This window comes from Armatimonas sp. (assembly GCF_031410135.1).
Taxonomy (GTDB): Bacteria; Armatimonadota; Armatimonadia; order Armatimonadales; family Armatimonadaceae; genus Armatimonas.
This window is the reverse complement of sequence record NZ_JANNYP010000025.1, coordinates 1-8,931: the sequence shown is the minus strand read 5'-3', so window position 1 is coordinate 8,931 and position 8,931 is coordinate 1. Positions and strand designations below refer to the sequence as shown.

10 protein-coding genes are annotated in these 8,931 nt (G+C 59.6%); 6 read left to right on the top strand and 4 right to left on the bottom strand.

What is annotated here, in order from left to right; translation table 11 throughout:
- Positions 1 to 187 precede the first annotated feature (187 nt).
- The 5 genes from RMO15_RS01040 to RMO15_RS01020 all read left to right on the top strand — a co-directional run bounded on the left by RMO15_RS01040 (position 188) and on the right by RMO15_RS01020 (position 2,793).
- Complete coding sequence (locus tag RMO15_RS01040) at positions 188 to 997, top strand: DUF1963 domain-containing protein (protein ID WP_309707034.1); 810 nt, start codon at positions 188 to 190, stop codon at positions 995 to 997.
- Between the two features lie 62 nt (positions 998 to 1,059).
- Positions 1,060 to 1,332 carry a hypothetical protein gene (locus RMO15_RS01035; protein WP_309707032.1) on the top strand — a complete coding sequence of 91 codons (273 nt, stop codon included), beginning with the start codon at positions 1,060 to 1,062 and terminating at the stop codon, positions 1,330 to 1,332.
- On the top strand, positions 1,329 to 1,697 hold the full coding sequence (locus tag RMO15_RS01030) for a clan AA aspartic protease (protein WP_309707030.1): 369 nt from the start codon (positions 1,329 to 1,331) through the stop codon (positions 1,695 to 1,697). Before RMO15_RS01035 ends, RMO15_RS01030 begins: the two co-directional genes overlap by 4 nt.
- Entirely contained in the window at positions 1,694 to 2,062 is a 369-nt protein-coding gene (locus RMO15_RS01025) for a DUF423 domain-containing protein (RefSeq protein WP_309707027.1), read from the top strand. The genes RMO15_RS01030 and RMO15_RS01025 overlap by 4 nt, the downstream gene beginning before the upstream one ends.
- The gene (locus RMO15_RS01020; RefSeq protein ID WP_309707025.1) at positions 2,059 to 2,793 is read left to right on the top strand and encodes an NAD(P)-dependent oxidoreductase; all 735 of its coding nucleotides are present in this window, start codon (positions 2,059 to 2,061) and stop codon (positions 2,791 to 2,793) included. Before RMO15_RS01025 ends, RMO15_RS01020 begins: the two co-directional genes overlap by 4 nt.
- On the opposite strand, the gene RMO15_RS01015 is transcribed toward RMO15_RS01020, so the two are convergent.
- The 4 genes from RMO15_RS01015 to RMO15_RS01000 form a co-directional block, all read right to left on the bottom strand.
- A complete protein-coding gene (locus RMO15_RS01015) occupies positions 2,753 to 3,670 on the bottom strand; it encodes a MoxR family ATPase (protein ID WP_309707023.1) in 918 nt (305 codons plus the stop codon). The genes RMO15_RS01020 and RMO15_RS01015 overlap by 41 nt on opposite strands.
- 8 nt (positions 3,671 to 3,678) lie before the next feature.
- Positions 3,679 to 4,710 carry a Gfo/Idh/MocA family oxidoreductase gene (locus tag RMO15_RS01010; protein ID WP_309707021.1) on the bottom strand — a complete coding sequence of 344 codons (1,032 nt, stop codon included), beginning with the start codon at positions 4,708 to 4,710 and terminating at the stop codon, positions 3,679 to 3,681.
- A gap of 238 nt (positions 4,711 to 4,948) precedes the next feature.
- Entirely contained in the window at positions 4,949 to 6,049 is a 1,101-nt protein-coding gene (locus tag RMO15_RS01005) for a lysozyme inhibitor LprI family protein (RefSeq protein ID WP_309707019.1), read from the bottom strand.
- Positions 6,050 to 6,132: 83 nt separating this feature from the next.
- Entirely contained in the window at positions 6,133 to 7,743 is a 1,611-nt protein-coding gene (locus RMO15_RS01000) for a hypothetical protein (protein ID WP_309707017.1), read from the bottom strand.
- A 28-nt stretch (positions 7,744 to 7,771) separates the two neighbouring features.
- Here RMO15_RS01000 and RMO15_RS00995 point away from each other — a divergent pair.
- On the top strand, positions 7,772 to 8,931 hold a 1,160-nt coding region (locus RMO15_RS00995), incomplete at its 3' end, for a glycerol kinase GlpK (protein ID WP_309707015.1).

The following is an 8,931-nucleotide window of genomic DNA, read 5'->3' as shown; positions in this document are numbered from 1 at the left end:
CAGCACCACACGCTCCCCATCGCCCTCTCCAGCCTGGTGGGCCTCTACAGCCAGAAGTACGGGATGATGATGGCCGGAACGTTCGTCATGGTGCTCCCCGTGATTGTCTTATTCTTAGTGCTCCAGAAAGAGTTCATCTCTGGCCTCACCAGTGGAGCCGTGAAGGGATAGAAAATCTAGGCCACTTATGACACTCTACGAAGATGCCCGTGACTGGCTCCTGACACCCGGCGACCCAGGCCCAATCCCTGTCACTAAGTTTGCGGGAGCTCCTTGGTGGCCTAGAGAGACGCGACGGCCTGTCTGCCCGGAAGGACACACAATGGGCTTTGTCGCGCAGATTCGCCTCGCCGATGTGCCGGGTTGGAAGTCCGACCCTAGCCTACTCTCGTTTCACTACTGCTACGAGTGTATGTGGTATGGCGACATGGCTTTTGGTTGGGGCTATACAAAAAGTAAGAGCTACGACGTCACGATTCTGAATCCCACGGAGCAAGGCGAGACCGACGGCCTCGGTTGCATTGGTACCACCGACCATAAGCCCTATACCATAGCTTTCTACGACTATTTCCTGCCCGTTCTACGACCAGAGCACGACGAAACCTGGTATACGACGCTCAAAGAAGACGATCCAGAGGATGCCGAGGCCACACGGGAGCGTGTCGAGGAAGAAATACAACATTTTGCCCTGCGCGAGCGCTACGGCCTCGTACACTCGGGTGAGCTTCCTCTCCCAACATCCCTTCCGGATATCCGTCACGAAGGGGTCTATCGCTCGGGTAGGGCAGAGTTTGGGCTTGGCTCTGGTAGCCGCTCACGCCTGGGCGGCCCGCCTCAGTGGATGCAAAGCCCAGTGTTTCCGACCCATGGCGCCGACGAACCACTTCTCTTTGTCGCACAGCTAGATTGGGTTATGGCAAACCACAGCTTCTATCTTTTTGCCTCACCCTCTGATTCTCCCATGCGTGCTGGGGAGATGGTTTTGCAGAGTACGTGATTCGTAATAATCGTCTGTTCATGCCCTACGAAAACGCAAAGCACCTGCGATAGAATAGTGCTATGGGACACTTGAGCTATACCTCAGAGGAAATTGGCCAGCGCGGCGAAAAGTTCTACAACGAAAAACTCCGTGCTTTTATTGATACGCCCGCTAATTTGGGCAAGCGCCTCTCCTTGGATATAGCGACAGGTGACTACGAAATTGACGATGATGCCGTTGCCGCCGCCCTACGCTTACTGAAGCGGAACCCTGAGGCAACTCTCTATGGCATACGCATCGGGCAGGATTGTGTGTATTCTTTTGGCAGTCTCTTGAGTGAAACGAAGCAATGACAATTGGCCATGTTCAAGGGAACAAGCCTTTTGTTTCAGTTACTTTTCTACTGCCCAATCAACCGGCTTTCTCGCTAGAGTGCGTTGTGGACACAGGCTTTGCAGGGTATCTCACGCTTCCAGAGCAGGCAGTCGAGGTACTCAAGCTTCCTTTTCTCCAGACGATCCCCTCGCGCCTTGCCGATGGAAGCCGCGTGATGCTAGATAGTTATCTCACCACAATTCGCTGGGCGGAGCAGCAGCGCCCTGTTGAAGTCGTGGCGACGGGAATTCAGCCCTTAGTAGGACGTGCACTCCTCCAGGGATTTTTGGTCAGTAATGATTTTCGGGACGGCGGTGATATTACACTGGAGACAAGCTCTTGAATCTCATTCGAATAGGCGCAATTAGCGCAGGGATTGCGGTGGCAGCGGGGGCGTTTGGGGCGCATGGGCTGAAGTCCGTGATTAGTGCACCTGCAATCGAGATTTGGAAGACGGGAGTCCAGTACCACCTCGCCCACGCGCTGGCGATGCTGCTTGTCGCGGCGCTGGCGGGGCAAGTGGAGCTGAAAGTGACACAGACAGTCGGGAAGCTCTTTCTCGTGGGGCAGATCATCTTTGCGGGGAGCTTGTACTTGCTCGCGGTGACGGGCGTGAAGTGGCTGGGAGCGATCACACCGCTTGGGGGCGTCTGTTTTCTGCTGGGCTGGGGCTACCTTGCCCTCTCGGCGGGTAAACTCAAGGCGTGAAACACAGTGTTCTTCTGACCGGCCCCGGCGGGCGCATCGGCCCCCATATCCTGCCCACGTTCCATGAGCAGTTTGAGCTCAAGATCCTCGACCGAAGCCCCATCGAGAGCGAGCCGGAGACGATTGTCGCGGATCTTTCTAGCATCGAGACGCTCGCAGCGGCGATGCAGGGCTGTGACACGGTGGTGCACCTCGCGGCCACCAGCGACGAAGCCCCGTTTGTCGAGGAGCTGGTTCCCAACAATGTCGTCGGGCTCTACAATGTCTTCGAGGCAGCTCGGGCGGCGGGCGTGAAGCGCGTGGTCTTTGCCTCGACGGTGCAGGCGGTGAGTTTTTATCCGCACGAACACACCGTTGAAGCCACCGACCTGCCGCGCTCGGTGAGCCTCTATGGCGTGACCAAAGCGATGGGCGAGACCATGGGGCGCTACTACCACGACAAGCACGGGCTGGAGTTTATCGCCGTGCGCATCGGGTGGTTTTTGGACTACGAGCATGAGTGGCTCACGTCCGGCAGAGCAAGCGCGATCTGGCTCTCGCCCCGCGATGCGGCAAGCTTTCTGGCACACTGCGTCACGGCGGAGAACATCGGCTATGCCATTGTCCACGCCACCTCCAAGACCAGCTTCGAGCGCCTCAGCCTAGCCCCTGCCCGAGAGATCCTAGGTTGGGAGCCCTCGGATGATGTCGCTACCGTGGTACGGGAACCGTCGCCAGCGCCTGCTCGATGATCTGAGCGGGCAGAAGGCCGCCGTACTTGGCCTTGGTGTCGAGCTGGATACGGTGGGAGAGCACGGGCACGGCAAGGGCGCAGATGTCCTCGGGGAGGGTGAAGTCCCGGCCTTCGGTGAGAGCGCGGGCCTGCGCGGTACGGTAGAGCGTGAGCGAGGCGCGCGGCGAAAGCCCCAGGCGCAGACGGGCATCTTTACGGATTGTCTCCACCAGCCGGACGATGTAGTCCGCGACCTCGGGCTTTACTAGCACACGACGTACCTCGGCTTGTAGCGTCAGTACATCATCGGTAGTCAGAACCGGCTGGAGTAGCTCCAGTGGGTGGCCGTCATTCTGGGAAAAGAGAATCGCTAGCTCGTCATCATGAGTGGGGTAGCCTAGGGCGAGCTGAATGGCGAACCGGTCGAGCTGCGCCTCGGGGAGCGGGTAGGTGCCGTGGTACTCCACCGGGTTCTGCGTGGCGATCACAAAAAACGGCTGGGGTAGCAGACGGCGAATCCCCTCCACGGTGACCTGCCCCTCGCTCATCACCTCTAAAAGCGCCGACTGGGTGCGCGGCGACGTTCGGTTGATCTCGTCGGCCAGGAGAATATGCGAGAAAACCGGCCCCTCGCGGAACTCAAAAACTCCCTCCGCAGGACGGTAGAAGCTGGAGCCGGTGATGTCCGCGGGGAGCAAGTCGGGCGTGAACTGAATCCGCCGGAACGTGCCGTCAATGGAACGAGCAAGTGCCTTGGCCAGCGTGGTCTTACCGGTGCCGGGAACATCTTCCAGGAGAACATGCCCTCCAGCAAGTAAGGCGATCACGACGAGGCGAATCGCCTCCGGCTTGCCTCGTATCACGGAGCCGAGGTTGTCTTCCAGTTTTTGAATCATGCGTTAGGTTAGAGATCGGTAGTGAGGGGGAGTTTCTGCATCATACCTGAATCAGCGGCACGCTTGCCCGCTTCGAGGATTTCCTGGGCATCGCGCGAGACCTTGGCGCTACACACGCCCGAAAGCGCCTCGCCGGTTTCGATGCAGTGTAGCAGATACTCCGGTGCGGAGCGATACGGCGCTTCCAGGGGCGTCGGCTCGATAATCTCCAGCGGCTTGCCGGGCTTCATGAGGTGTACTTTCCCACCTTGCAGACAGAGCGCCCCCTCGGAGCCGTAGGCGTAGGGGTTGCCGGTAACATAGCCCGTGACTTGGGTCCAGCTTGCCTCAGCCACGCAGTGCGCGCCTTTATACCAGGCATCAATCAGCGCGTTGTCGTCGGGGATGGGGTAGTCTTTGGCCAGAATGCCGCGCATCCCGATCACCTTCTCAGGTAGTCCTAGAAACCGTGCCATCATCGCGGAGCCGTAGCAGCAGTAGTCCATAAACGCCCCGCCGCCATTTTTCTCTTCGTCGTAGAGCCAGCCCCAGAAGCTCTCGTCGCAGCCGATCTCTTTGGGGCCGTTGTGTGCTGAGCGGTACTTGAAGTAACGCAGCTCGCCAATGCCCCCGGAGAGGATGATGCGCTCCAGCTCCTGAAACGCGGGTGACCACGCCGTGGGCCAGTTGACCATGAGCTGGACGCCCGCCTTGTCGCACGCCGCCACCATGCGGTTTGCCTGCGCCAGAGTCGCCGCCATCGGCTTCTCCGAGATCACATGGCAGCCCTTTGCCGCCGCTGCCTCGGTAATATCGGCGTGGGAAGAGTTTTCTGCGGCGATCTGGACGATATCGAGCTCGCTCTCGCCCGCCAGCATCGCCTCCCAGGATTCATAAAGACGGGCCGTCGGGAACTTCTCGGCAAAGCGATTGCGGAGCCGCTCGCTCTCCTCCCCTACTGCCACGATCTCCACCCGCCCCGTCGCCGCCCAGTGGCTCAGCTCACCCCACACATGGTCGTGCACCAGCTTTGCCACACCTAGCTTAAATACCTTGCTCATGGGCTTTGTGTTCGACAAACGGGTGCGGGTTTCCTGCGTGGTTTAGGCCCCGCTTCGCGGCCATCTCCCCGGCTCGTACCTCGCCTCCCCTCTTCCCCCTGCCGCCCGTGCCTCGCTTGGAAGAGGGGTTTGGGGAGATGGGCCCGGATGCGCTTGTGGTACGCGAGAAAGACTTTATGGAGGTCTTCGACACTCTTCTTGCGATCCTGCTTGACCTAGGCGAGCACATTTCTGCGAATTAGTCGTAGCCGCTGGCGAGATGGCGTGCCCGTTCCCAGGTCAGTCGGGCACGTACTGCATTAAGGTTACTACGAGTACGTTTCCAGAGCGCCAGTTCGGCATCGCGATAGGCTAGCCACGTGCGCTGTGCGCGTTTTGCTCGCGCCTGCTCGGTGTCCGTACTTGCTACTGACTTTTCGTAGTCCCAGAGTGAGTTTAGCAATTTTTCGCTTGCCGCCAGATCAGAGCCCGTGCCTAGAACCACAGACCCTGTGAAGAAGAGCAGCAGCTCTGCAATGCGATCTCGTAAAAGCTGTGAAGAGCGTTCATGAGTTTGATGTAGGCGGCTAAAACCACCATTCGCCTTCGTCTCAAATTGACTAGCCCACATTGTCACATCAGCAGAACGGAAAGCAAGCCAAGCCTGTTGGGAATTTCTGAGTGCGGTGACCGTGGCTGGCTTTCCTCCAACCCCACTCATCACATACGCGAAGACTTTCTTCAGTTCCTCCTCGCAGCGCCTGACTTCCTCGGCCTCAAGTTGGTCACGCTCTGCTGCATCGAGATAGCCATACATAACACGGCTACATTCAGCATTGAGCCGAACACAAACAGCATCCTGAACGTATGCCCTGTGCTGCGCACTCCAGAGGGCTACTTCGGAGGCACAGTAAGCAAACCATGTACGCTGAACCTCATTGGTGAGACGAGGCCAGTCTTCTTTTATTCCCGGATAATCGCTGTCGACTATAAAAGCGTGCGCTGCTTTCCAGAGCCGAGTAACCAATACCGCGCTAGATGCCAAAGTCTTTGGATCAGGAAGAAGCCCACTTGGCGCGGACAGAGAAGCACCAAAGAGTAAGAGGCCACTCGTACGCTCACGCGTTAGCCGACGGCGGAGAGTAGCATGATAAAACTCCTGCCCAGTGCCATGCCAGGTAAATGCCCGCTTATCCTCGGCTTCCCGCCAAGCACTCCACTTTTTCTCGGATTGCTCCAGCACCGCAGGGACTCCAAGCTTCGTTTGGAATTCCGCTTGTAGCCATTGATACACACGGGCATGTTCGGCATCCGCACGCTGGGCATCTTCCCGTGCCATCACATTTCGGTTCTGGCTCATGTATATTTCACCTCCCTACTCACATTCCCACCTCCCCCCTTCGCGGAGCGGTAGGGGGAACGGCGCTGTCGCCGTGGGGGAGGTTACCACGCCGCTTTGGCGAATGCCTCTAGCTGGCTGTAGTTGTTGGCCCAGGTGGTGTACATGACGCCCTCGACTCTCGCTCCGCCCAGTGCCTTGGCCGTGGCGAGCCAGCCTTTGATGGCGCTGGGGTTGCCGTCGTAGTAGCCCGCGAGAATCTGGCCGTGGCCGCGCTTGGCGAAGAAGTCTAGGCTCTCTTTTTGCTTGCCAGAGTTCCAGTTCATGATCAGTGTGTCTTTCGACAGGCCCTCCCAGCTCCCGGCGAGCGTGCCGCGCACCAAGTAGTAGTTGTCGTGAGCGTTGTGGTGCGGGTCAAACATATCCGACCAGGCGACCAGCTCGGCGCGGGGCGATGTCTGCTTTGCCAGCGCGATGCACTTCTTGACATTCTCCGCCAGCAAGACGCCGGGGGTCTTGCCCGTGGCCTGTGCATCCGCGCTCCAGCCTGCGGTGCGCAGCTCATCGTGCGAGAGGAAGAAACCGGGCGGAGTGAGGAGCTTCTGGACGCGCTGGAGCTGGTCTTGGTGCAGGTCGAAGACTTTGGGGTCTACCAGCGACGCGCTGACCTGGCCGTCGTGGATCGTGATGGCGTGGTAGTAGGAAACCCGCAGCTTCTGACCGTCTTTGATGCGCGAGCCGGAGGGAATCGTGATACGGGGCGGTGCGTGCCAGACCTCATACTCGCCGGGCCAGGGAACCGTTCCCATGCGCGGGTCGGCTATAGGCTCGTAGTCACGGTTTTCGGTGTAGAGCGTGCCATCTTCACTGCGCACCGTTAAGGGGCAGCCTGCACGCCGCACGACATTGAGCAAGCCCACTTCCTCTAGGCGAATATCGTCGAGCCAGAGCGTCCCGCCCTCCGTGCCCCAGCAGCCGAGATAGACTCCCACCGAGGGGTTGTCTAAGGTGTTGAAGACAAAGTGGTGCTGTGTCCAGTCCTGGGTCGGCTTCACGCCTGCGTTGGAGTGGCACAGGTTCGCCTTCTCGCCGCCGGGAAGCACCGTGCAGTGAATCTCTCCGGCACTCTTGAAGCCCTCGGTCTTGATCCAGACACTGAGGTGATACTGACGAAACGACGGCAGTGCTAGCCGCTTGCTCACGCGGAGATTTCCCTCGGTGGCCGTGAAGCGCAGTGCGCCTACCCCACTCTTTTTGACACTGGTATCGAGCGCCGCCGCATCGTTGAAGTCCCAGCCGAGAAAGTTGCCATTGCGCGCTTCATCGAGTGCCCCACCGGGGAGCAAGTTGCCACTCTCTAGAGCCGCCGTCTTGCCCTTGACGGTAAACACGGCGTCTTTCACGGGCAGGCCCTCCGCGAGATTGGGGTCGTGGGCGAGCAGGCCATTGTCGTAGCCCCCGGAGCAGACCGCGGGGTAGATCGCAATTCCCAAACTCTCCGCCGCCTGCTTCACCGCCGCCGCATTCTTAAAATAATACTCTGGCACGCGGTCTAAGATATGGAGCTTGTAGTCGGCCAGTAGCATCCCATTGTAGCCCGCCGCCTTTGCCCGCTTGAGTAGCTCCACTACCTTAGACACGTTCTCGTTCACCTGAAGATTCTTCGCCACATAAATCCAGCGACGGCGCACCATCGCGTCTTGTTTTCGGTTCATGAGGACATTTTACCGGTAAAATGCGCCCATGATCCTTGCAATTGATAGCGGCACGACGTCGTGCCGGACGCTGGCCTTTGATGCCTCGGGGCGCTGTGTGGCGCTGGCACAACAGGAGTTTACGCAACACTACCCGCAGCCCGGATGGGTGGAGCATGATCCTGAGGAGATCTGGCGGGCGCAGAAGGCGACGCTAGACTCTGTGGTGGCACAGGTGGGGAAGCAGAATATCCAGGCCATTGGGATCACAAACCAGCGCGAGACGGTTGTGGCATGGGATCGGCGCACCGGCGAGCCGCTGGCAAACGCGATTGTCTGGCAGTGCCGCCGCACCACGGAGCGCTGCCACCAGCTCAAAGACGCGGGCCACGAGCCGCTCATTCGCGCCAAGACGGGCCTGCTCCTCGACCCCTATTTTTCCGGCACCAAGATCGAGTGGCTGAGCCAGCGCATCCCCACCGAGAACGCCTGCTTTGGCACAGTGGATAGCTGGCTCCTCTGGAAACTCACCGGCGGCAGGAGCTACGCTACCGACCCGAGCAACGCCTCGCGGACGCTACTCTACAACCTCCACACCAATAGCTGGGACGACGAGCTTCTGGCACTTTTCGGCGTCGCACGCGCCTCGCTACCCATGATCCAGCCGTCGGGGAGCGTGTTTGGGCACTGGGATGGCATCCCAATCTGCGGCATTCTCGGTGACCAGCAGGCCGCGCTCTACGGCCAGCAGTGCACCATGCCCGGCATGGCCAAGTGCACCTACGGCACGGGCTGTTTCCTGCTTTCCCTCCTCCCAACCCTCCCTGCCCTGAGGGAGGGTGATGAGGAACGAGGCGGGTGGGTTCCAGGCATCTTACAGACTGTAGCGTGGGAGAAAGACGGGAAGCTTGCGTATGCCGCCGAGGGTGCGGTCTTTGTCGCCGGGGCGGCTGTCCAGTGGCTCCGTGATGGACTCGGGCTGATTGAGACAGCGGCGGAGACCGAGGCGCTCGCCCGCTCGGTGCCCGATAGTGGCGGAGTGGTCTTTGTCCCCGCGTTTACAGGGCTGGGAGCGCCCTACTGGAACCCCGAGGCGCGTGGCCTGATCTGTGGCCTGACGCGGGGCACGACAAAAGCGCATCTGGTCTACGCCACTCTCGAAGCCATTTCACAGCAGAATGCAGACTTGCTGGAGGCCATGAGTGGGAT